This window comes from Rodentibacter trehalosifermentans (genome assembly GCF_002000545.1).
Lineage (GTDB): Bacteria > Pseudomonadota > Gammaproteobacteria > Enterobacterales > Pasteurellaceae > Rodentibacter > Rodentibacter trehalosifermentans.
The window spans coordinates 25,076-46,076 of the sequence record NZ_MLHL01000021.1; the positions used below are offsets into that span (position 1 = coordinate 25,076).

18 protein-coding genes are annotated in these 21,001 nt (G+C 41.3%); 13 read left to right on the forward strand and 5 right to left on the reverse strand.

The genetic code is table 11. The features are described from left to right. Nucleotides 1-28: 28 nt before the first annotated feature. The 3 genes from smpB to arcA all read right to left on the reverse strand — a co-directional run bounded on the left by smpB (nucleotide 29) and on the right by arcA (nucleotide 1,814). The gene (gene smpB, locus BKK52_RS04770) at nucleotides 29-511 is read right to left on the reverse strand and encodes an SsrA-binding protein SmpB (RefSeq protein ID WP_077421001.1); all 483 of its coding nucleotides are present in this window, start codon (nucleotides 509-511) and stop codon (nucleotides 29-31) included. A gap of 130 nt (nucleotides 512-641) precedes the next feature. Further along, a complete protein-coding gene (locus BKK52_RS04775) occupies nucleotides 642-983 on the reverse strand; it encodes a helix-turn-helix domain-containing protein (protein WP_077421000.1) in 342 nt (113 codons plus the stop codon). Nucleotides 984-1,100: 117 nt separating this feature from the next. Next, nucleotides 1,101-1,814, reverse strand: coding sequence for a two-component system response regulator ArcA (gene arcA, locus BKK52_RS04780; protein WP_077420999.1), 714 nt, complete (start codon nucleotides 1,812-1,814; stop codon nucleotides 1,101-1,103). A 181-nt stretch (nucleotides 1,815-1,995) separates the two neighbouring features. Between arcA and BKK52_RS04785 the strand changes: the two genes are divergently transcribed. The 9 genes from BKK52_RS04785 to BKK52_RS04825 all read left to right on the forward strand — a co-directional run bounded on the left by BKK52_RS04785 (nucleotide 1,996) and on the right by BKK52_RS04825 (nucleotide 14,524). Further along, nucleotides 1,996-3,720, forward strand: coding sequence for a protein-disulfide reductase DsbD (locus BKK52_RS04785; RefSeq protein WP_077420998.1), 1,725 nt, complete (start codon nucleotides 1,996-1,998; stop codon nucleotides 3,718-3,720). 112 nt (nucleotides 3,721-3,832) lie between these two features. After that, complete coding sequence (locus BKK52_RS04790) at nucleotides 3,833-4,234, forward strand: DoxX family protein (protein WP_077474254.1); 402 nt, start codon at nucleotides 3,833-3,835, stop codon at nucleotides 4,232-4,234. Nucleotides 4,235-4,416: 182 nt separating this feature from the next. Then, the gene (gene purH, locus BKK52_RS04795) at nucleotides 4,417-6,015 is read left to right on the forward strand and encodes a bifunctional phosphoribosylaminoimidazolecarboxamide formyltransferase/IMP cyclohydrolase (protein ID WP_077478066.1); all 1,599 of its coding nucleotides are present in this window, start codon (nucleotides 4,417-4,419) and stop codon (nucleotides 6,013-6,015) included. Between the two features lie 114 nt (nucleotides 6,016-6,129). Further along, nucleotides 6,130-7,422 (forward strand): phosphoribosylamine--glycine ligase, encoded by a 1,293-nt coding sequence (gene purD / locus BKK52_RS04800; RefSeq protein WP_077478068.1) that lies wholly within the window; start codon nucleotides 6,130-6,132, stop codon nucleotides 7,420-7,422. A 92-nt stretch (nucleotides 7,423-7,514) separates the two neighbouring features. After that, complete coding sequence (locus BKK52_RS04805) at nucleotides 7,515-9,089, forward strand: phosphoethanolamine transferase (protein WP_077478070.1); 1,575 nt, start codon at nucleotides 7,515-7,517, stop codon at nucleotides 9,087-9,089. A 117-nt stretch (nucleotides 9,090-9,206) separates the two neighbouring features. After that, nucleotides 9,207-10,472, forward strand: a complete 1,266-nt coding sequence (gene glyA / locus BKK52_RS04810) for a serine hydroxymethyltransferase (protein WP_077420994.1) — start codon at nucleotides 9,207-9,209, stop codon at nucleotides 10,470-10,472. 191 nt (nucleotides 10,473-10,663) lie between these two features. After that, complete coding sequence (locus BKK52_RS04815; protein WP_077420993.1) at nucleotides 10,664-11,677, forward strand: Fe(3+) ABC transporter substrate-binding protein; 1,014 nt, start codon at nucleotides 10,664-10,666, stop codon at nucleotides 11,675-11,677. Nucleotides 11,678-11,854: 177 nt separating this feature from the next. Beyond that, nucleotides 11,855-13,504, forward strand: coding sequence for an ABC transporter permease (locus BKK52_RS04820; RefSeq protein ID WP_077478072.1), 1,650 nt, complete (start codon nucleotides 11,855-11,857; stop codon nucleotides 13,502-13,504). Further along, entirely contained in the window at nucleotides 13,505-14,524 is a 1,020-nt protein-coding gene (locus BKK52_RS04825; protein ID WP_077478074.1) for an ABC transporter ATP-binding protein, read from the forward strand. Nucleotides 14,525-14,675: 151 nt separating this feature from the next. Here the strand turns inward: BKK52_RS04825 and BKK52_RS04830 are convergent, their stop codons facing one another. Together BKK52_RS04830 and trmB are read right to left on the reverse strand one after the other, a co-directional pair. After that, nucleotides 14,676-15,020 (reverse strand): YggL family protein, encoded by a 345-nt coding sequence (locus tag BKK52_RS04830; protein WP_077420990.1) that lies wholly within the window; start codon nucleotides 15,018-15,020, stop codon nucleotides 14,676-14,678. A 74-nt stretch (nucleotides 15,021-15,094) separates the two neighbouring features. Further along, complete coding sequence (gene trmB / locus BKK52_RS04835; RefSeq protein ID WP_077420989.1) at nucleotides 15,095-15,841, reverse strand: tRNA (guanosine(46)-N7)-methyltransferase TrmB; 747 nt, start codon at nucleotides 15,839-15,841, stop codon at nucleotides 15,095-15,097. A gap of 102 nt (nucleotides 15,842-15,943) precedes the next feature. On the opposite strand from trmB, the gene priA reads away from it, so the two are divergent. The 4 genes from priA to acrA all read left to right on the forward strand — a co-directional run bounded on the left by priA (nucleotide 15,944) and on the right by acrA (nucleotide 20,987). Beyond that, nucleotides 15,944-18,136: a primosomal protein N' gene (priA, locus tag BKK52_RS04840; protein ID WP_077478076.1), complete on the forward strand. Its 2,193-nt coding sequence runs from the start codon at nucleotides 15,944-15,946 to the stop codon at nucleotides 18,134-18,136. Between the two features lie 74 nt (nucleotides 18,137-18,210). Continuing rightward, nucleotides 18,211-19,014, forward strand: a complete 804-nt coding sequence (gene ftsN / locus BKK52_RS04845) for a cell division protein FtsN (protein ID WP_077420987.1) — start codon at nucleotides 18,211-18,213, stop codon at nucleotides 19,012-19,014. Nucleotides 19,015-19,193: 179 nt separating this feature from the next. Further along, nucleotides 19,194-19,757, forward strand: a complete 564-nt coding sequence (gene acrR / locus BKK52_RS04850) for an efflux transporter AcrAB transcriptional repressor AcrR (RefSeq protein WP_077420986.1) — start codon at nucleotides 19,194-19,196, stop codon at nucleotides 19,755-19,757. A gap of 33 nt (nucleotides 19,758-19,790) precedes the next feature. Beyond that, complete coding sequence (gene acrA, locus BKK52_RS04855; RefSeq protein ID WP_077474250.1) at nucleotides 19,791-20,987, forward strand: multidrug efflux RND transporter periplasmic adaptor subunit AcrA; 1,197 nt, start codon at nucleotides 19,791-19,793, stop codon at nucleotides 20,985-20,987. Nucleotides 20,988-21,001 lie beyond the last annotated feature (14 nt).

The following is a 21,001-nucleotide window of genomic DNA, read 5'->3' on the forward strand; positions in this document are numbered from 1 at the left end:
CTTTGTTTTTGGAGCGATGGAGAGAATATCACCCACGGTTGGCATTTTTCATAATTCGTTCTTTTGCCAGCTTCCATTCCCGATCTTTAATATCATCACGCTTATCGTGTTGTTTTTTACCTTTCGCTAGCCCAATTTTAATTTTTGCCCAAGCGCCTTTCCAATAGAGCGAAAGGGCGACGATGGTGAAACCATCACGGCTGGATTTACCAAAAAGAGATTCCAATTCTCGTTTATTGAGTAATAGTTTTCGGGTACGGGTGGGATCACAAACAATATGGGTTGAAGCCAAACTGAGAGGCTGGATTGTCGCCCCGAATAAATAGGCTTCCCCTTGTTTGAAAATAATGTAGCTGTCGCTAATGTTGGCTTTGCCTGCGCGCATGGATTTTACTTCCCAGCCTTGTAATTCAAGCCCGGCTTCGATTTCATCTTCAATAAAATAATCGTGACGTGCCCGTTTGTTGAGCGCGATGGTATTTGAACCCGGTTTTAGTTTTTTCTTTGTCATAATTTTCCGTATTTTTTAATTTTTGCTGATTTTACCGAATATGTCTCTTGATAGCAAAGTCGGGCAAAAGTTAAAAGGATTGGTCTTTGAGCTGAAATGGCAAACCGATCTAACAAACGGATTTTCACTATTATTTCAATGTATCTAAAAATGCCACAAAGGCTCGTTTTTGCTCGCTGGATAAGTTTTCCCATTTTTGATTGATTTCCATCTCTTTTAACTCTTTTTTCATTAATGTGTCCGGCATACAATCTTGAAAAAACCAGCTGATGGGGGTGTTAAACAAGATCGCAATGTCAATCAAATGGTTTACATTGATTTTACTGACACCGCGTTCATAACGGGAAAGTTGCTGTTGGGATAAATTGATCAATTCCGATAACTTTTCTGCTGAATAGCCAAATTCCTTTCTTTTTTGTTGAATGCGTTGCCCGATTGATTTGTCTGCCGCTGCTGCCAGTAACTGTGCCATTGCTAATTCTATTGCTATTTTTCCTGAATACCCATTTATTCACATTTTGTCGTTTTTTGAGGCTTAGGCTTAAGGGTGAACTAGATTCACCCTTAAAGAAGGAAGGAAAAATCGTTTTTACGATTCAATTTCACCACAGAAACGATAACCCTCACCGTGAACTGTGGCGATAATTTCAGGTGTATTCGGGTGATCTTCAAAATGTTTACGGATGCGGCGAATTGTGACATCTACGGTCCGATCCTGTGGTTTTAGTGGGCGCCCGGTCATTTTTTTTAACAATTCTTCACGGGTTTGTAATTTCCCCGGATTTTCGCAAAAATGTAACATTGCACGGAACTCGCTACGCGGAAGTTTAGATTCGACTCCCTCCGGTGTGATCAGACTATGACTGTTTAAATCCAATGTCCAACCATTGAAACGATAAAACTCACGTTCAGTATTGTTTTCTTTTTCATATTGCGGCATTGCACGGTGTAACAAATTGCGTGCACGAATAGTTAATTCACGAGGATTGAACGGTTTGGTAAGATAATCATCCGCACCAATTTCCAACCCTAAAATTTTATCGACTTCGTTATCGCGTCCGGTTAAAAAAATTAAAGGTAAATTGGCATATTCACGTAATTCACGCGCTAATAAAAGTCCATTTTTTCCGGGCAGGTTAATGTCCATCACAACCAGATTTACTGTATTATTTTTTAAAATTTCATGCATTTCAGCTCCGTCTTGCGCTTCAAGAACGGAATAGCCTTCCGCTTCAAAAATACCTTTTAAGGCATTTCGGGTAACGGTTTCATCTTCAACAAGAAGAACTTGTGGCGTTGCCATATTTTCACCCTTTTCTGGTTATTTAAGAAAATGACTTATTCTATCTTTGTAACATTGTTGTAACAATGGGAAAGTGCGGTTATTTTTGCTGATCTTTTTATTTTTATGATCTAAATCATACTTTTGGGCTTTCAAATGGCTTTGTGTTAGAATTTTCCCACGCCAATTTATCATTTCTTCTATGAAAAAATTTCTTCTTTTTTTGATACTCATTTTCACGGTATTAACAAGCTGGGGGGGATTATTTAAGTCCACAGGTTTTCTTAAGGTTGATGAAGCCTTTCCTTTTTCAGCTCAAATTTCTTCTGATAAAAAACAATTGCGAATTCAGTGGGATATTGCACAGGGATATTATCTCTATCAAGATAAAATCGCCGCAAAACTGGAGGGCTCAATCGCACAACTTCCCGTTAATTTTAATCTCTCCCCTGAAATACACGATGATCCTTATTTTGGGCGTGTTGCCGTTTTCACTCAACCTTTCGTGGCTTATTTCTCCGGTGAAACTTTTGAAGCGCATCAGAATATTGAGCTTTCCTATCAAGGATGTACAGAAGGATTTTGCTATCCACCGGAAGTCAAAACCTTGAAAGTGGGCGACTTACCTATTGTTTCAGCGCAAGAAAAAACACCGATAAATCCTACCGCACTTTTGGCAGAACAAGACCGCTTAGCTGCAGGTTTGTTCCACAGTAAATATGCGGTGTTCGGCTTTTTCTTACTCGGCATTGGATTAGCGTTCACACCTTGTGTTTTACCGATGTTGCCTTTGCTTTCCTCCATTGTTATCGGTCAGCAACAGCGTCCGAATACGTTGCGTGCGTTTTTTCTTAGTTTTCTCTATGTGCAGGGAATGGCGCTCACTTATACCTTGTTGGGGCTTACTGTTGCGGCAATAGGTTTACCATTTCAAATCGCATTACAACATCCTTACGTCATGATTGCGCTTTCTGTGTTGTTTACGTTATTGGCATTATCCATGTTTGGGGTATTCACGCTGCAATTACCGGCTTCTTTGCAAACTAAGCTCAATGCGTTAAGCCAAAAACAAACTTCCGGTGCGTTCGGTGGGGTGTTTTTAATGGGGATGATTGCAGGCCTTGTCGCCTCACCTTGTACTTCTGCCCCGCTTTCCGGTGCATTGCTTTATGTGGCACAAAGTGGTGATCTGCTTACCGGTGGGATAACCCTCTATTTGTTGGCGCTGGGGATGGGCATTCCACTTATGCTCATCACATTATTCGGTAATAAAATTTTGCCGAAATCAGGGGAGTGGATGAATACGGTCAAACAATCCTTTGGTTTTGTGATGCTTGCTCTACCGGTATTTTTGCTTTCCCGTATTTTGCCTGAAACCTGGGAGAGTGGTTTGTGGGCATTATTGGCAACGACATTCTTCCTTTGGTTTGCTTTGCAAATGCCTAAACGTGGTTTGGGTTATGGCGTCAAAGTGCTTTCATTGCTTTGTGCCATGGTGGCGGTGCAGCCTTTGCAACAGCTTGTATGGCAAGATCAGCAAAGTGCGGTCAAAAATACGGTGATTTCTCATACCCCATTTCAGCGTATTCAAAATTTACAAGAATTAGATGAGCTGTTAGCGAAAAATCCTCACCGTATCGCTTTGTTAGATTTATATGCGGATTGGTGCGTGGCTTGTAAAGAATTTGAACGTTATACTTTCAGTGATAAAAATGTACAGAATGCCTTTGAAAATATGCTGGTGTTGCAAGTGGATATGACAAAAAACAGCGCAGAAAATAAAGCCATCATGGAACGTTATCAGGTGTTAGGGTTACCGACAATCTTATTTTTAGATCGTTCAGGTAATGAAATTTCAGGGAGCCGCATCACCGGTTTTATGGAAGCCGATCGCTTTTTAGATTGGCTAAATAAAATTGAAAATTAACGTATTTTTAACTGAAAGGAAAAAGTCTTTTTCAAACTGGCTACTTGTTTGATAAAACGCTAATCGTTATGATCTGCGCACCTTTTCATTCATCTTTAAATAAGGAAACTTTATGAATAATCTTGAAAAATTTCGTCCCTATGCTTTAGCGTTATTACGCATTGTGGCGGCTTATATGTTTATCTTACATGGCACGGCTAAATTTTGGGAATTTCCCATCTCGATGACCGGTGGCAATGGTGCGGTTGGCGATCCATTAATGATTGTTGGTGGCATCATTGAAATTGTGGGGGGCGTTTTAGTCTTGTTAGGCCTATTTACCCGCCCTGCTGCTTTTATCTTATCCGGTCAAATGGCATACGCTTATTTCTTTATGCATGCGGCAAAAGGCGAATTATTTTTCCCACTCGCAAACGGTGGTGAACTCGCATTACTTTATTCTGTTGTTTTCTTCTACTTTGTTTTTGCCGGCAGTGGTGCATTGGCATTAGACAATAAATTTAAGAAAAACTAATATAGATTTTATTCTTTATACCTCCAATTTGCCCACGATATGTGGGCTTTTCTTTAAAATATCTTCCGTTTTGACCGCACTTCTTTCCACGGATTTTCTTTAATCTTTTCTATATTTACGCAACCGTTTGCGTTATAATCTGCGCGCTTATTTTTTTAACCTCTTTATGAAAGGAAAATGTAATGACAGCTCGTCCTATTCGTCAGGCTTTATTAAGTGTTTCAGATAAAACCGGTGTTGTAGAATTTGCCCAAGGGCTTGTACAACGTGGTGTAAAATTACTCTCAACAGGTGGTACCGCAAAACTTTTAGAACAAAATGGTTTGCCTGTGACAGAAGTGTCCGATTACACGGGCTTTCCTGAAATGATGGACGGACGTGTGAAAACCTTACATCCTAAGGTTCATGGAGGGATCTTGGGTCGCCGTGGAACAGACGATGCGATTATGCAGCAACATGGTATAGAAGCCATTGATATGGTGGTGGTTAATTTATATCCCTTTGCACAAACTGTTGCAAAATCAGGTTGCACCTTGGAAGAGGCGGTAGAAAATATTGATATTGGCGGCCCAACAATGGTGCGTTCTGCGGCAAAAAATCACAAAGATGTTGCTATCGTCGTCAATAATCAAGATTTCAATGCTATTCTCGCCGAAATGGATCAACATCAAAACACCCTGACCTTGGAAACTCGTTTTGATCTTGCCATCAAAGCCTTTGAACATACCGCACAGTACGATTCAATGATCGCCAATTATTTCGGTCAGCTTGTGAAGCCTTATTATGTGGCTGCAGAAGAGGATATTGATGCGAAGTGCGGTCAATTTCCACGGACTTTAAACCTAAATTTTGTACGTAAACAAACCATGCGATATGGTGAAAATGCCCACCAAAACGCCGCTTTCTATGTGGATCTCAATGTCAAAGAAGCCAGTGTGGCAACCGCAACACAATTACAAGGCAAAGCCCTTTCTTACAATAATATTGCAGATACCGATGCCGCCCTTGAATGTGTGAAAGAATTTGACGAACCGGCATGTGTAATCGTCAAGCATGCCAACCCTTGCGGCGTGGCATTAGGTAAAGATATTTTAGAAGCCTATAATCGAGCCTATCAAACCGACCCTACCTCCGCTTTTGGCGGAATTATCGCCTTTAACCGTGAATTAGACGAAAAAACTGCCACAGAAATTGTGGAACGCCAGTTTGTGGAAGTGATTATTGTGCCGAAAGTTTCGGCAGAAGCCGTTGAAGTGGTGAAGCGTAAGAAAAATGTTCGTTTGCTGGAATGTGGTGAATGGCAACATCGCACTCAACGTTTAGATTTTAAACGGGTAAACGGCGGTTTATTGGTACAAGATGCGGATTTAGGTATGGTCGGCTTGGACGATTTAAAAGTAGTGAGCAAACGTCAGCCTACCGAACAAGAACTCAAAGACTTATTATTCTGCTGGAAAGTGGCGAAATTTGTGAAATCCAATGCCATTGTTTATGCCAAAAATAACCAAACCATTGGCATTGGCGCAGGGCAAATGAGCCGAGTTTATTCCGCTAAAATTGCCGGTATCAAGGCGCAAGATGAAGGGCTGGAAGTCGCCGGTTGTGTGATGGCATCTGATGCCTTCTTCCCATTCCGTGACGGTATTGATGCCGCCGCAAAAGTGGGTATTCAGTGTGTCATTCACCCGGGCGGTTCCATGCGTGATCAGGAAGTGATTGATGCGGCTGATGAACATGGCATGGTGATGGTATTAACCGGAATGCGGCATTTTAGACACTAATTCATATCGGGATTTGCCCCAGCAGGTAACTGACTATCTCCCCCTCTTTTGTAAAGAGGGGCGGGGGAATTTAAACCAGGGGGAATTCAAAATTTCAATACACAAGGACACATTATGAATATTTTAATTATCGGAAACGGTGGTCGTGAACATGCGCTAGCTTGGAAAGTTGCACAATCTCCATTGGCTAAGAAAGTGTTTGTCGCACCGGGTAATGCAGGAACAGCGTTGGAACAGAATATTGAAAATGTGAATATTGCGGTTACCGATATTTCAGCACTGGTTCAATTTGCCCAAGATAATCAAATCGACTTGACCATTGTAGGGCCTGAAGCGCCGCTTGTTATCGGAGTGGTGGATGCGTTCCGTGCAGCAGGATTAAAAATTTTTGGACCAACCCAAGCGGCTGCACAATTAGAGGGCTCGAAAGCTTTTACTAAAGATTTTTTAGCCCGTCACAATATTCCTACAGCGGAATATCAAAATTTTACTGAAGTCGAACCGGCATTGGCGTATTTGCGTGAAAAAGGCGCCCCCATTGTGGTGAAAGCCGATGGTTTGGCAGCAGGAAAAGGGGTTATCGTGGCGATGACTTTGCAGGAAGCAGAAGAGGCGGTGCGTGATATGTTATCAGGCAATGCTTTTGGGCAAGCGGGTAGCCGTGTGGTGATTGAAGAGTTTTTGGACGGTGAAGAGACCAGTTTTATCGTGATGGTGGATGGCAAAAATGTTGAGCCGATGGCAACTAGTCAAGATCATAAACGGGTGGGAGAAAATGATACAGGGTTGAACACCGGAGGAATGGGGGCTTATTCACCAGCACCTGTTGTCACCCCGGAAATTCACGATCGTATTATGAAAGAGGTAATCTATCCAACAGTTAACGGTATGGCGGCTGAAGGCAATGTGTACACCGGGTTTTTATATGCCGGGTTAATGATTATGCCAAACGGTCAGCCGAAAGTGATTGAGTTTAACTGCCGTTTTGGTGATCCGGAAACCCAACCGATTATGTTGCGTTTAGAATCCGATTTAGTGGAACTTTGTCTTAAGGCCTGTGAAGGCAAGTTAGATGAAATGCAATCCCAATGGAACCCTAAGGCATCACTGGGTATTGTGCTTGCGGCTGAAGGTTATCCGGGGGATTACCGCAAAGGTGATGAAATCATCGGTCTGCCACAAAGTGCGGTTGAAAATGAAAAAGTTTTCTTAGCCGGAGTGGAAGCGAAAGAAGGGAAATTGCTAACCAATGGCGGCCGTGTGTTATGTGTGACGGCTTTAGGTGATAGCGTATTTGAAGCGCAACAAAAAGCACTGAAACTTGCCGAACAAATCCAATGGAATGGGCGTTTTTATCGCCGTGATATTGGTTACCGTGCGGTACAACGTGAACAGAAAAATCACTAAGCTTATCCGGTAGATAATCATTCTCTTGTGATTTATCTACCGCTAACAATAAACGAGAATATTGCCCCAATTTTTATGATTTAGACTATTTTATGAAACAATTGATCATAGCATTATGTTATTCGGCGCTACTGCTTATTCTAGAAATCCTTTATCGTAAGATCTTTCATATTCCAAGCATAGAACGCTATGCTGAAAGCTATCTTTTCGTTTGTTTATTCGTGGTCTTGTTTGTTTATTCCAAGTATCGAATAACCCGAATATTGGTGGCGACACTGTTTGCAATAAGTGTTTTAGTCAATAATGTGCATTATGCCTTATATCAGTCTTGGATTGGCCCTGTCAGTTATTCACTCGCCTTTAAAGAGGTGAAAGAAATTACGCAAGCCGGCATAACGATGGTTGATCGATTTATTTATCCATTATTATTCGGCTTGTTCGAAGTTGCCGTATTTTTGAGTTTAAATTTTATTAAAAGAAAGCGATATAAATTCTCTTGGGTATTTGATGCTGTCTTTTATATTTTAATGATGTATGTTTTTGTTCGTGCCTATACCACAAAATCTCACGAAAGATTTATTTCCCCTAATACGGTTTATTCTCGATTAAAATCGAATTATTTCTCCGTTGGTTATTTTATTGGCCGCATTTTGCCCTATGAACTTTTCTCTTTATCCGATGTTCCGCTCTATCATCAAAACAGACCTAACAAAACTCAAGCCTTACCTAAAGTAAGAAATATTATTTTGATTATGGGAGAAAGTGCCACCGCCAGTCATTTTAGTGCTTTTGGGTATGAAAGAGAGACCTCACCGTTTTTAGCCCGTTTTAAGAATGAAACCGGTGTCGTGATGAAAGAAGCTTATTCCGGCGGGATGTTGACTGCCATTTCATTACCGATGTTTTTCAATGCAATTCCCTATCCAAATGGAATGCAACAAATTGCAAAAGGGGATACGAATTTATTTAATTTAGCCAAAACGCAGGGGTTTAATACCTATTTTTATTCGGCACAAGCCCGTGATGATATGCATATGATGAATTTCTTAGGCGGTGCTTGGGTTGATAAAATGAGATTTCCGGATAATGAGGGCTATTCCCTCCGAGAATCCATGCCGGATAATAAATTATTACCTGAATTTAAAAAGATTAATTTAGAGGAGGGGAATCATTTTATTGTGTTACATCATCGTGGAAGCCATATTCCTTATGGCGCTTTGCTCGATGAAAAAGAGAAAGTCTTTGGGCAAATTCAGGCAATAGATAATTATGATAATACGATTTTAAATACGGATCGTTTTATTTCGGTCGTATATCAGCATCTTTCTGCACGAAATTCTGATGATTGGCTGATTGTCTATACTTCAGATCATGGGCAATATGTTAAAAGTGATACTTATAAACAAGGTACGTTAGACCAAGACAGCTATATTGTTCCTTTAGTAGTGTATAGTCCAAATAAAGATATACAAAAAACCACCTCAACGGTTTTTTCTTCTTGTCAGCGTACATTCCATTATCAATTATCTAGTTTATTGATCAATACGATGGGATACGATTATCAAATAGGCAATTGTTTGGAAGGTGTGGTAAATGGCAATATTCTCAGTGGCGATGCGGGTTATCTTAAGATTGAATCGGATGGTAAAGAGACCTATGTCCACTGATTGGATAAAATGATGAATATTCATCATCATAATGAAAAATATGAATGAAATTTTAATTAAATTTAAATCAATAAGCGGTTACACTATAGATCGCAAATCACATAACAGGAGAACACCATGTTTACTAAAAATATGAATATCGCTGACTATGATCCGGTATTATGGCAGGCGATTTTAGATGAAAATCGCCGTCAAGAAGAGCATATTGAATTAATTGCCTCTGAAAACTATGCCAGTCCGCGAGTGATGGAAGCACAGGGCTGTCAATTCACTAATAAATATGCAGAAGGCTATCCGGGCAAACGTTATTATGGTGGTTGTGAGTATGCCGATATTGTGGAACAACTTGCCATTGATCGTGCCAAAGAATTATTTGGGGCAGATTATGTTAATGTGCAACCTCACTCCGGCTCGCAAGCCAATGCTGCAGTGTATGGGGCATTAATTAATGCAGGTGATACCATCCTCGGTATGGACTTGGCACATGGTGGACATTTAACACATGGTGCAAAAGTGAGCTTCTCCGGTAAAATTTATAATTCGGTGCTTTATGGTATTACCGCAGACGGTTTAATTGATTATGAAGATGTGCGTCAAAAAGCATTGGAAGCAAAACCAAAAATGATTGTTGCCGGTTTCTCCGCCTATTCTCAAGTGGTGGATTGGGCGAAAATGCGTGAAATTGCCGATGAAGTCGGGGCCTATTTGTTTGTGGATATGGCTCATGTTGCAGGGTTAATTGCAGCAGGTCTTTATCCAAACCCGTTACCTCATGCCCATGTTGTCACCACAACCACCCATAAAACCTTAGGTGGACCTCGTGGTGGGTTAATTCTTTCTTCTTGTGGTGATGAAGAAATCTATAAAAAATTACAATCTTCCGTATTCCCGGCAAACCAAGGCGGCCCATTAGTCCATATTATTGCAGCAAAAGCGGTATGTTTTAAAGAAGCCCTAGAACCGCAATATAAGGTCTATCAAGCCAATGTATTGAAAAATGCAAAAGCGATGGTCGAGGTGTTTAAACAACGTGGTTATGATGTGGTCTCAAATGGTACGGAAAACCACCTGTTCTTGGTGAGTTTTATCAAACAGGGCTTAACCGGTAAAGCCGCTGATGCGGCATTAGGTAAAGCCAATATTACCGTGAATAAAAACTCTGTGCCAAATGATCCGCAAAAACCTTTTGTGACTTCCGGTATTCGAGTGGGAACCCCTGCTGTTACCCGTCGTGGTTTTAATGAACAAGATTGCCGTGATTTAGCAGGTTGGATGTGTGATATTTTAGATGCGCTTGGTAAAGAAAACGAAGCGCAGGTGATTGAGGCAACGAAAGAGAAAGTCTTAGCCATTTGTAAACGTCTTCCGGTTTATCCGGCATAATTCCTTTGTATGATTGATGAATAAGCGGCGAAATAGCGCCGCTTATTTTTTTCATAAAGGGAAGAATGACAGAGGATTGATACCACCTCAACATTAAAATGAGAATAATTATTATTGACGGGAGTGGGATAACCTTTTAGAATCCCCACATTATTAACACACAATCACCCCTTTCTTACGGAGGAAACCCCATGAAAAAATTGACCACCTTTGCACTTTCTCTTTCTGCACTGCTTTCTGCTTCAGCATTGGCAGCCAATGAAGTGAATGTTTACTCTTATCGTCAACCTTATCTTATTGAACCGATGCTTAAAGACTTTGAAAAAGAAACGGGCATTAAAGTCAATGTGATTTTTGCTGACAAAGGTTTGGTGGAACGTGTCAAACAAGAAGGTGAATTAAGTCCGGCAGATGTGTTATTAACCGTGGATATTTCCCGTGTCATGCAAATTGTTAATGAAGGTTTGGCACAACCTTTCACCTCTAAGATCTTAGATGAAAATATTCCGGCGCAATATCGTGATTCTGAGGGCAAATGGTATGGTTTAACCACCCGTGCTAGAGCGATTTATTCCTCTAAAGATCGGGTAGGAAAATTACCGGCGGGTTTTGATTATTTAGATTTAGCCAAACCGGAATTTAAAGGCAAAGTTTGCGTGCGCTCAGGTAAAAATGCCTATAACGTTTCGCTCTTTGCTTCTATGATTGAACATTATGGTGAAGCGAAAACCAAGGCTTTCTTAGAAGGTTTAAAAGCAAATCTTGCCCAGAAACCGCAAGGTGGCGACCGTGACCAAGTGAAAGCGATTAAAGAAGGAATTTGTGATTATTCACTCGGTAACAGCTATTACTACGGTAAAATGTTAGACGATGAAAAACAAAAAGCTTGGGCTGAAGCTGCCGTGATCAACTTCCCGGCCGGAAAATATGGCACACATGTCAATATCAGTGGTGTCGCATTGGCAAAATATGCACCAAATAAAGAAAATGCGATAAAACTTGTGGAGTATTTAAGTGGTGAAAAAGCCCAAAAACTTTATGCACAGCTTAACCACGAATACCCGGTTAAAGCAGGTGTTGAGCCTTCCGACTTAGTAAAAGGCTGGGGGACATTCACTCCGGATAGCTTAAAATTAGAAACCATCGCCAAAAATTATGAGAAAGCGTTAAAATTAGTCGATGAAGTCAAATTTGATGAATTTTAATGATTAAGCTTTCTTGATTAAAATAAAACGGGCTTTTAACAAAATGAGATTTTCTAAAAATTTGTTAAGGCTCGTTTTACTGCCTAAAATGATTTATTCTTAATCAATCTTCTTTTTGCGCTAATAATATTTGTTTCGGATTGCTAAATCACGAATTTGTATGGGAAACCCCTTTAAATGACCCGTCATCTAGCTTGGAAATTATTTGCGATTTTGACCGCACTTTTTATTCTATTACCCTTGCTCGCCATTGCCTACCATGCCTTAGAGGGTGAGACGGATAATCTGATTCATCTTTGGAACACGATGCTGGGTCGCTATGTGATTAATTCCGTATTATTGGTCATAGGCACTGTCGCCTTGGCGTTATTTTTCGCTCTCCCTTCGGCATGGTTGGTGGCTAATTTTCAGTTTTGGGGACAGCGTTCATTACAGTGGTTACTTTGCCTACCCCTTGCGATGCCGGCTTATTTAATCGCTTATCTTTATACGGATTTACTTGATTATTCGGGTGCTTTTCAATCCTTATTGCGCCATATGTTTGGCTGGCAAACCCCGCAAGACTATTGGTTTCCTCAAATTAGAACGCTTTATGGCGCCTGTTTTGTCCTTGCCTTAGTGTTGTATCCTTATATTTTTCTCCTTGTGCGTGTGGCATTTTTAGAGCAATCGGAAAATTTGCAGCAGAGTGCAAAAATGCTAGGTGCTACGCCTTTGCAAATTTTTCGCCGTGTTACTTTTCCGCTTATTCGCCCTGCTATTGCCGTGGGAATGGCATTGGTTGCCATGGAAACCCTAGGCGATTTTGGCACTGTTGCTTATTTTGCGTTGCCTACATTAACCACCGCCATCTACGATTCGTGGCTGAGTTTTCACGATCTTGGCACGGCAAGCCGTATCTCAATTTTTATGTTGCTGATGATTTTTCTTTTTATCAGCCTAGAACAATATAGTCGCCGTAAACAGAAAAGCTATCAACGGGGTTATGAGAAAAAAACACAAGCTAAAACATTAACCGGCTGGCGTGGCGGTTTGGCATTTGCATGGTGCTGGGGGCTATTGGCTATCGCATTTTTTATTCCATTCGGCCGATTGATTTTCTGGTCGATAGATTATTTTGAACAATCTTGGAATTGGGATTTTATTCAATTTGCCCTCAATAGTTTAAAGGTCTCCTCGATTGCGGCAGTCACAACGGTATGTGTCGCCCTGTTGTTACATTTTGCCCACCGGTTATCTTCAAATAGCCCATTTTTTGGCAAAATGACCCGACTTTCCCTTTCCTTATCGAGTTTTGGTTATGCTATTCCCGGGACGGTGTTGGCAATTGGCTTGCTTGCTCCGTTGACTTTTGCGGATCATCAACTGCATGGTTTGCTCAAAAGCTTGGCATTAAAACCCATTGGGCTTATTTTTTCCGGCTCGATCTTTGCTTTAGTGTTGGCTTATACCATTCGTTTTTTAGCGATGGCAATTGGAAGTCTTGGTGCCTGTTTGGAAAATGTTTCCCCGACATTAGATATGGCAAGCCGAACTATGGGAAAAAGTGGGGTAACTATGTTTAAGCAGATTCATATTCCACTCATTTCTAAGGGAATGATCACGGCAGCGTTAATGGTTTTTATTGAAAGTATGAAAGAGCTGAATGCTTCATTACTACTTCGTCCTTTCAATTTTGATACGCTGGCGACCTATGTTTTCACTTTTACTTCGGATGAACAGCTAGAGCGGGCAGCAATGCCGGCAATTATCTTGGTGCTGGTTGGCTTAATCCCTGTGATTTGGCTCACTCGCTCGCTGATTTCTCAATCACAAAAAGAGCGTTAAATGAAATTACTTGAAGTGCAGCAATTAAGCTGCAGGTTTGAACAAAACCTGATTTTAAAATCTCTTGATCTTGATGTTGAAGAAAATGAGATTGTTTGTTTACTCGGTGCAAGCGGCTGTGGTAAGACAACGCTACTTAAAGCCATTGCCGGGTTAATTCCAAGTTCACAAGGTTGGGTAAAACTTGCAGGAAAGGTGATGAACCCTATTCCGGTGGAGCAACGTAAAATCGGCTTGATTTTTCAAGATTATGCCCTCTTTCCCCATTTAACCGTCGCAGAAAATATCCAATTTGGGTTGGGTCAATTGACGAAACATGAACAGCAAATCATAACCCAACAAATGCTGAATGTTGTGAAATTGGCAGGCTTTGAACAACGTTTTCCCCATGAACTCTCAGGTGGGCAACAGCAGCGGGTCGCTATTGCGAGATCTTTAGCTTGTAAACCGGCGTTACTTTTATTAGATGAGCCCTTTTCCAACATCGATAGCCAAACACGTTATGCGATGATTCAGGAAATTAAACAGATTTTAAAAAATCAAAAAGTGGCGGCTATTTTTGTGACACACAGCAAAGAAGAAGCTTTTGCTTTTGCCGATAAAATTGCGGTGATGGATCAAGGAAAAATTGTGCAAATCGGCACACCGACTCAGCTTTATCACACGCCAATTAATCACTTTGTGGCAGATTTTCTCGGCAGCACCAATTATCTTGAGTGTGAAATTCAAGGGGGACAACATCTTAAAAGTCCGATTGGGACTTATCATCTTTTTCCTGAAATGGATTATGCCATTGGGCGGTATGAATGGTTACTTCGACCGGAACAAATTCTGCTCAAATTAGATGAGGCAGGTGAGGGGCGTGTTGTTGAGAAACTTTTTTTAGGTCAATACTATCGCTATCAAATTGCGATTAACGGTATTCATCTTATTGTTTATGACAGTGCGGATTTACCTTTAAACGCAACCGTAAGTGTGACCTTTCAATGTCGGGAATTTGTCTTTTTTCCCCTCTCATAAGAATAAGTCAGGTATTGGGGCAAGCCTTAGGGGATAAATGAAACCTGATGTAAAGTGCGGTCGTTTTTTTTATTAATTTTACGGTCTCATACCGTTAATTAAAAACAGCATAAAAGGTGTGACCGTTTTATGCTGTTTTTCGTTAAAAAACTTAGGCTTTTGAAGCAGGGTAATCCCACCAAATATCAAATAATTCACTGATTTCGATTTGTTGTAAGCCGTTGCTTTCAAGCCATTTTTTTACGGTTTCACGGTGGCTTTCATCGCATTTACCGATTTTTTCCAAGCACACCAATCCTTCCCAGTGTAAATAGCCGCTGCCTTCATAAGCCAACCCGTTTGGTTGGATCACTTCGGTGATAAAACGGTCAACAACTTCATCTACCGTATCAATTGAAGTGCCTTCAGCAAATTGGAAATTCACCAAAAAGCCTAATTCTTGGAACTCGGCAAGATGAAGTTTTTTACGCTGGCGTTGATTGTAAGATTTAGACATTTTGAGGTTCTCCTATTTAGAGGGTTGTGAGAAATTTAATGGCGCATCCGTCTTTCACAGATGCCGTTATAAAATCAAACTGATTTTTTCGTAAAGAATAAATCCCATACGCCATGACCTAAACGATGGCCACGCGCCTCAAATTTCGTTAAGGGGCGGAAATCAGGACGCGGGATATAGTCTGCGTTTTCTGAGGTGTTGGTCAAATGAGGATTGGCACTGAGTACTTCAAGCATTTGTTCGGCATAATTTCCCCAATCTGTTGCCATATGAATAAAGCCATTGTCTTTCAGTTTTTTTACTACGTTTTCGACAAAGTGCGGTTGAACAATACGGCGTTTATGGTGTTTTGCTTTATGCCAAGGGTCGGGGAAAAAAAGTTGTAACCCGCCTAAGGTATTATCTGCGATGCTGTCTCGTAAAATTTCCGTGGCATCGTGGCAAATCACGCGAAGATTTTTTATCCCTTTTTCCACGGCGTAGGCAATACAGGCACCCACACCCGGCGTATGTACTTCGATCCCAAGATAATTCTTATCCGGGTTGGCATAGGCCATATCCACAAGAGATTGCCCCATACCGAAACCGATTTCTAAAATCACCGGATTGGCATTACCATAAACACGGGCAAAATCAAAAGGCGTGTTTTGATAATCTAAACCTAATTCTCCCCAATGCGTATTCATCATGGTTTTTTGAAATTCGCTTAAGCGCCCCGTGCGTAACACAAAACTGCGTACTTTGCGTTTATAGCGCCCATCTTCGGTAAATTCAGCGGTTTCTATGGTTTTACGTTTTTGGTCGGCAAAGGTTGATATCATAAGTTTTTGATTACAAAATGAATGTGTAAAATTGTCGGCGATTATACACGAAATCCTTATCTTTTCCCGTATAATACGCCAAATTTTTTCCTGAAGGTGATTATGAAAATTGTCCGTGTCGCACTGCCTGTGCCGCTTCCCCGTTTGTTTGATTATTGGCTGCCCGATGACATTTCTTTGGAGGTGGGAGCCCGTGTGGTTGTGCCTTTTGGTCGGCAAAAAAAAGTGGCGATTGTTGTGCAATTGTCGGAAACGACAACGATACCGAAGGAAAAATTAAAGGAAATTATTGCACCGTTGGATTCGCTATCCCTATTTTCCCCGGTGAGTTGGCAATGGTTACAGTGGGCGGCGAATTATTATCAAGCCGCATTGGGCGAAGTGCTGTTTCAGGCGTTGCCGGTGAAATTGCGTAACGGTGAAAATGTGGTGAAAAATGACCGCACTTTTTGGCGTATCACGGAGGAGGGAAAACATGCCCTGTGGCGTGATGAACTCAAACGTTCGAAAAAACAAGCGGAAGTCTTGCAATATTTGTTTGAAAAGGATTGGGAAAAAGGCGAGGGCGAGGTGAGCTCTTCTGTTTGGTCGGCATTAAAAGCTAAACATTTTATCCAAGAGATCGTCGTGCCGGAGGAAATAAAAAGCTGGCAAAGTGTTTTGGGTGATAAACCCTTAGTGAATGTCGATAACCGTCTGACTTTAAACAAACAGCAAGCCTTAGCCTTTAGTCAATTGATGTTTCAACGTGAATTCAATGTGTGGTTACTGGAAGGGGTAACAGGCTCAGGCAAAACAGAAATTTATTTGCAATATATTGAAGAAATATTGAAATCCGGCAAGCAGGTGTTGGTATTGGTGCCGGAAATTGGCTTAACCCCGCAAACCGTTCAACGTTTTAAAGCCCGTTTTAATGTGGAAATAGATGTGCTTCATTCCCATTTGAATGATACCCAACGACTTAATGTGTGGAATCGGGCAAAAACAGGGCAAAGTGCGGTGGTGATAGGGACAAGATCGGCATTATTCACTCAATTTGCCAATTTGGGTGCGATTATTTTGGATGAAGAGCAGGATAGTTCTTTCAAACAACAAGACGGCTGGCGTTATCATGCCCGTGATCTGGCAATTGTGCTGGCTCAAAAACTGAATATTCCTGTATTAATGGGCTCGGCAACGCCAAGTTTAGAAAGCATTAATAATGTACAAAACGGTAAATATAAACATTTGGTTTTGTCAAAAAGAGCGGGTAATGCAACGGCACTTCGTCAGTTTGTTATTGATTTGAAAAATCAATCGGTACAAAACGGTTTATCGCAACCTTTATTAACACGAATGAAGCATCACCTTGAAAAAGGCAATCAGGTTTTATTATTTCTCAACCGTCGGGGATTTGCCCCGGTTTTGCTTTGCCACGAATGTGGTTGGATTGCACAATGTCCTCATTGCGAAAAACCTTATACCTATCATCAACATCAACGGGTATTACGTTGTCATCACTGTGGTTCGCAAAAAGCGATACCACGTCAGTGTGGCGATTGTGGTTCAACCCATTTAGTGACGACAGGGCTTGGTACGGAGCAGTTGGAAGAAACCCTGAAAGCACAATTTCCTGCTTATTCGGTGGCGCGTATAGACCGAGACAGCACATCTCGAAAAGGGGCATTAGAAGATTATTTAGAGAACATTCAACAAGGAAAAAGCCAAATTTTAATTGGTACGCAAATGTTGGCAAAAGGGCATCATTTTCCGAATGTAACCTTGGTAGCTTTAGTTAATGTTGATAGTGCGCTATTTTCCTTGGATTTTCGTGCAGAAGAACGTTTGGCACAGCTTTATGTTCAAGTCGCAGGCCGTTCCGGTAGGGCTGAGAAACAAGGGGAAGTGGTGTTGCAAACCCATTATCCGGATCACCCGTTACTTACCACCTTATTGGCAGAAGGCTATTCGGCATTTGCACAAGAAACCTTAGGTTTGCGTCACAAAATGGGATTACCGCCTTTTAGTTTTCAAGCGTTATTTAAAGCACAGGCCCGTTTTAGTGAACTGGCGGAGGAATGTTTAATTAAGATTGCGGATTTTTTTCAAGCCAAAACCATTGAGGGATTACAAATTTTAGGGCCAATGCCTGCCCCTTTGAGCAAAAAAGCCGGACAATTTCGTTGGCAATTGCTTTTACAACACCCCTCCCGCCTAGCGCTACAAAAGGTATTGCTGGCGTATCAACAGGCAGATTTAGAAAAAAATAGCCAAGTGCGGTTAATTTTAGATGTGGATCCTCAGGATTTTAGCTAGAAAATCTCCATATTTTTCAGTAAACTTGGCAAATTTTCAGCAGAGTTAAACATCATTAACGTTTAGGATTTATCGTGGCACATCGAGATTTTGCAGCCCGCCGTGGTTCAAATAAGAAAAAAAAGGCAACAAATAAAAATGTATTGATAGGCATCGCATTAGGCGTATTGCTTGCTTTTGGGATTGGGCTTTATTTTTTAAAAACCAAAACCCCTGCCCCTGTTGTTTCAGAGGTAAAACAGCCTGAAAAAACACCACCCAAAAGTGTGTTACCAAATCGACCGGAAGAGGTGTGGAGCTATATTAAAGCGTTGGAAACCCGCACGGTTCCAGTGGATGATAAGCCTTCGAGTGTCGAAAAAAATATGCGTTTAACGGAAGAGCAGCGCCAAGTCTTAATTCAAATGGAAAAAGAACAAAAAGCTGCGGAGGAAGCGCGTAAATTAGCAGAAAAACGTAAAGCAGAAGAGGCTGAAAAAGCCCAACAACAAGCCATAACGGCAAAGGCAGAGACGCCGAAACAAGAAGTGAAAAAACAACCGGAAACCACGAAGAAAACAGAACCTGTGAAAAAGCCTGAACCGGTGAAGGTGGAGACGGCGAAAAAAGCAGAAACCAAAACAGAGGAAAGCAAACCGGCTGCAACCGCGGGATCCGGTGAGGGGAAACGCTTTGGTTTGCAATGTGGCGCTTTTAAAAACCGGGCTCAAGCAGAAAATTTACAGGGTCGTTTAGTGATGTCCGGTATTAATGCGCAAGTGATGGTCAATGGTGAATGGAATCGGGTTCGTGTTGGCCCCTTTGCAAGTCGAGATGCGGCTTCTCAGGCACAGGATAAAGCAAAATCTGTGGCAGGTTGTGTGATTATCGGGATGTAGATTGTGGTGTAATCGAGGGATACTCGGTCTAATTGTGATAAAGAGAAGTGCGGTGAAAAATGACCGCACTTTTTTGTGTTTTTAACTTGCTAAAAAATGAAAAATCTCTAAAATGAACGCTCGTTCATTCTGGGGCTTAAATGTTCCCTTTTTATTTTTAAACCTAAGACTTTTTATATATGCGGCACGCTAAGTTAGATCTTGCCGAGCAAATTTTTATAGCAGTAGATTGCCTAATGGCAAAAGAAGGTTTGAACCAACTTTCGATGCAAAAATTGGCAAAAGAAGCCAAGATTGCAGTCGGAACGATTTATCTTTATTTTAAAGATAAAGATGAATTGTTAGAACAATTTGCTCGGCGTGTGTTTGCGCTCTTTGTCGCAGCACTAGAGAAGGATTTTGACGAATCGGAATCCTTTTTTCAACAGTATCGAAGAATGTGGTGGAATATCTGGCTGTTTTTACAAGAAAATCCCACGGTTTTATCGAACTTGAATCAATATCAATCTTTACCCAACTTTGCCGACCTTTGTCGGGAAATTGACAATAGTTGTTGGGATCGTTTTTGTTTGCAGGCGAAAGCAGCGGACGAATTAGCTGATCTACCTGATGATGTGCTTTTCCAACTGAGTTTAAAAACATCAATGACGATGGCATCGGATATTCAGTTTTTAAATGTGGAACTCACTCATGAAATTTTAGAATCTGTGATTGAACGCTCTTGGCGGGCAATTCAGAAATAAGCATTATTTTTTGTATTACGGAGTTTTAAACAAATGAGTCAAACTCAAACAACCCGACCGAAACGCTCACATGTTTTCTTTATGAAAATTATTTTAGTAGTGTTTGTTTTAATTTTTGCCGGTGTTATCGGTTTTAATGTGCTACGGGGCATTATGATCGGTAAGGCCATTGCCAATATGCTGGAGGCTTCAAGCCCGGTGACAGCCGTGGAAGTGAAGGCAAGTGAGTGGACACCGGTGATCAATACCACTGGGCTTGTGCGCCCAAACCAAGGGGCGATGCTGAGTGCGCAAAATGCCGGAACGGTATCGAAGGTGTTGGTGCAAAACGGACAGCTTGTTAAAAAAGGTGATTTATTGGTCGAACTTGACAGTTCGGTGGAACGTGCAAGCCTTCAAGCTGCGCAAGCTCAGCTTCCTGCATTGCGTCAAACCTATCAACGTTATGCCAATTTATTATCAAGCAGTGCGGTTTCCCGCCAAGAAGTCGATAATGCGAAATCGGCTTATGATGCGCAAGTGGCGAATATCGAATCCTTAAAAGCGACCATTGAACGTCGTCAAATTGTGGCGCCATTTGATGGTAAAGCGGGTATTGTCAAAGTCAATGTCGGTCAATATGTGAATATCGGTACGGAAATTGTTCGTGTCGAAGACACCAGTTCGATGAAAATTGATTTTGCCATTTCACAAAATGAGTTGGATAGATTGCATCTTGGCCAACGTGTAACGGCAACCACCGATGCCCGCCAAGGCGAAACCTTCTCTGCCCGCATTACGGCAATTGAACCGGCAATTAATTCATCAACAGGGTTAGTAGATGTTCAAGCAACCTTTGATCCTGAAGATGGGGCGAAATTGCTTTCCGGTATGTTCTCTCGTTTGCGTATTGCTTTACCGACAGAAACCAATCAAATCGTGGTGCCACAAGTTGCGGTCAGCTATAACATGTACGGTGAAATTTCTTATTTACTTGAGCCTTTATCAGATGAAGATAAAGCAAAATTTGCCGATAACCCGAAATTAGACAGCCTCTATCGTGCAAAACAAATCACGGTATTTACTAAAGACCGTCAAGGTATTTACTCCCAGTTACAAGGCGATGAAGTCAAAGTCGGGGATAAAATTATTACCGGTGGTCAACAAGGTATTGGTAATGGCAGCCTTGTTGAATGGATTAAGAAAGATATCGTTGGTGGAACGGAACCTGCGAAGAAAACCAATCTTTAATAGGCTAGGAAATA

Coding starts and splice junctions, on each gene's coding strand:
- purH (WP_077478066.1), top strand. CDS start 4,417: ATGACAGCTCGTCCTATTCGTCAGGCTTTATTAAGTGTTTCAGATAAA.
- BKK52_RS04830 (WP_077420990.1), bottom strand. CDS start 15,020: ATGTCTAAATCTTACAATCAACGCCAGCGTAAAAAACTTCATCTTGCC.
- acrA (WP_077474250.1), top strand. CDS start 19,791: ATGAGTCAAACTCAAACAACCCGACCGAAACGCTCACATGTTTTCTTT.
- glyA (WP_077420994.1), top strand. CDS start 9,207: ATGTTTACTAAAAATATGAATATCGCTGACTATGATCCGGTATTATGG.
- BKK52_RS04790 (WP_077474254.1), top strand. CDS start 3,833: ATGAATAATCTTGAAAAATTTCGTCCCTATGCTTTAGCGTTATTACGC.
- priA (WP_077478076.1), top strand. CDS start 15,944: ATGAAAATTGTCCGTGTCGCACTGCCTGTGCCGCTTCCCCGTTTGTTT.
- BKK52_RS04820 (WP_077478072.1), top strand. CDS start 11,855: ATGACCCGTCATCTAGCTTGGAAATTATTTGCGATTTTGACCGCACTT.
- purD (WP_077478068.1), top strand. CDS start 6,130: ATGAATATTTTAATTATCGGAAACGGTGGTCGTGAACATGCGCTAGCT.
- BKK52_RS04825 (WP_077478074.1), top strand. CDS start 13,505: ATGAAATTACTTGAAGTGCAGCAATTAAGCTGCAGGTTTGAACAAAAC.
- BKK52_RS04805 (WP_077478070.1), top strand. CDS start 7,515: ATGAAACAATTGATCATAGCATTATGTTATTCGGCGCTACTGCTTATT.
- arcA (WP_077420999.1), bottom strand. CDS start 1,814: ATGGCAACGCCACAAGTTCTTCTTGTTGAAGATGAAACCGTTACCCGA.
- acrR (WP_077420986.1), top strand. CDS start 19,194: ATGCGGCACGCTAAGTTAGATCTTGCCGAGCAAATTTTTATAGCAGTA.
- BKK52_RS04815 (WP_077420993.1), top strand. CDS start 10,664: ATGAAAAAATTGACCACCTTTGCACTTTCTCTTTCTGCACTGCTTTCT.
- trmB (WP_077420989.1), bottom strand. CDS start 15,841: ATGATATCAACCTTTGCCGACCAAAAACGTAAAACCATAGAAACCGCT.
- BKK52_RS04775 (WP_077421000.1), bottom strand. CDS start 983: ATGGCACAGTTACTGGCAGCAGCGGCAGACAAATCAATCGGGCAACGC.
- smpB (WP_077421001.1), bottom strand. CDS start 511: ATGACAAAGAAAAAACTAAAACCGGGTTCAAATACCATCGCGCTCAAC.
- BKK52_RS04785 (WP_077420998.1), top strand. CDS start 1,996: ATGAAAAAATTTCTTCTTTTTTTGATACTCATTTTCACGGTATTAACA.